General features: G+C 62.5%; 1 protein-coding gene. It reads left to right on the top strand.

The window, feature by feature from the left end; translation table 11 throughout:
• Positions 1-101: 101 nt before the first annotated feature.
• On the top strand, positions 102-1300 hold a 1199-nt coding region (locus tag H1D44_RS20660; RefSeq protein ID WP_181517146.1), incomplete at its 3' end, for an IS256 family transposase.

The following is a 1300-nucleotide window of genomic DNA, read 5'->3' as shown; positions in this document are numbered from 1 at the left end:
GAGCTATGGTGACTTCTGGTGTATGGGAGGAGGTAGAAAGGGTGGCGTATCCTGTTGATTGATCACGACCAAGATCTCAATCAACACGGAATGGATACGCCATGACCGATTCTACCCTCCGAGCTCTTTCACAACCAGAACCCCAGGTCACCGACCCGCTGCACGAGCTGCTGCGCCAAGGCGCCCGTGACTTGATCGCCAAAGCCGTCGAGGCTGAGCTGGCTACTTTCCTGACGCAGTATGCCGATCAGCGTCTCGACGATGGACGACAGGCTGTGGTCCGCAACGGCTACCTGCCCGAGCGTACCGTTCAGACCGGCGTCGGAGATGTCAGCGTGCAGGTGCCCAAGGTGCGCGACCGCAGCGGTGGTGGCGCTCGCTTCAACAGCAGCCTGCTGCCGCCCTACCTGAAGCGGGCCCGCAGCATCGAAGAGCTGATTCCCTGGCTCTACCTGAAGGGGATCTCCACCGGGGACTATCAGGAGGCCCTGGCGGCACTGCTGGGTGACCAGGCCAAGGGCCTGTCGGCCAACACGGTGTCACGGCTCAAGAAGCAGTGGGAAGACGAACATACCGAGTGGCGGCAGCGCGACCTATCAGACCGGCGCTATGTCTACTGGTGGGCCGATGGAATCTACAGCAACGTCCGCATGGATGACCGCCTGTGCCTGCTGGTGATCATCGGGGTCACCGAGCAGGGCCGCAAGGAACTGGTGGCCGTCGAGGACGGCTTCCGCGAGTCGGCGGCCAGTTGGGAGACCCTGCTGACGGGCCTGCGAGAACGTGGCCTGACCACGGCCCCGAAACTGGCGGTAGGCGACGGTGGCATGGGGTTCTGGGCGGCGCTGAGCAAGATTTACCCGGAAACCGACCATCAGCGCTGCTGGGTCCACAAGACGGCTAACGTGCTGAACAAGCTGCCAAAGTCGGTACAACCCAAGGTCAAGGCCGACCTCCATGACATCTGGATGGCCGAGACCCGCGACCAGGCCCACGAGGCCTTTGATCGCACGCTGAGGCGCTTCGAGGCCAAGTACCCCAAGGCGATGGAGTGCCTGGCCAAGGATCGGGACGAGCTGCTGGCGTTTTACAACTACCCGGCAGAGCACTGGGTGCATATCCGCACCACCAACCCGGTCGAGTCGACCTTCGCCACGGTCCGCCTGAGGACCAAGCGAAGCCGGAACTGCGGCTCCCGGGCGACGACCCTGGCGATGGTCTTCAAGCTGCTCCAGAGCGCCCAAAAGCGATGGAGGAGGATTAAACACTTCCAGAAGCTGGAACTCGTCGTGAGCAACGT

The sequence above is a fragment of the Billgrantia kenyensis genome (genome assembly GCF_013697085.1).
In the GTDB taxonomy this organism is placed as follows: domain Bacteria; phylum Pseudomonadota; class Gammaproteobacteria; order Pseudomonadales; family Halomonadaceae; genus Halomonas; species Halomonas kenyensis.
Note: the sequence above shows the minus strand (reverse complement) of the source record. Positions and strands in the feature narration are given on the sequence as shown.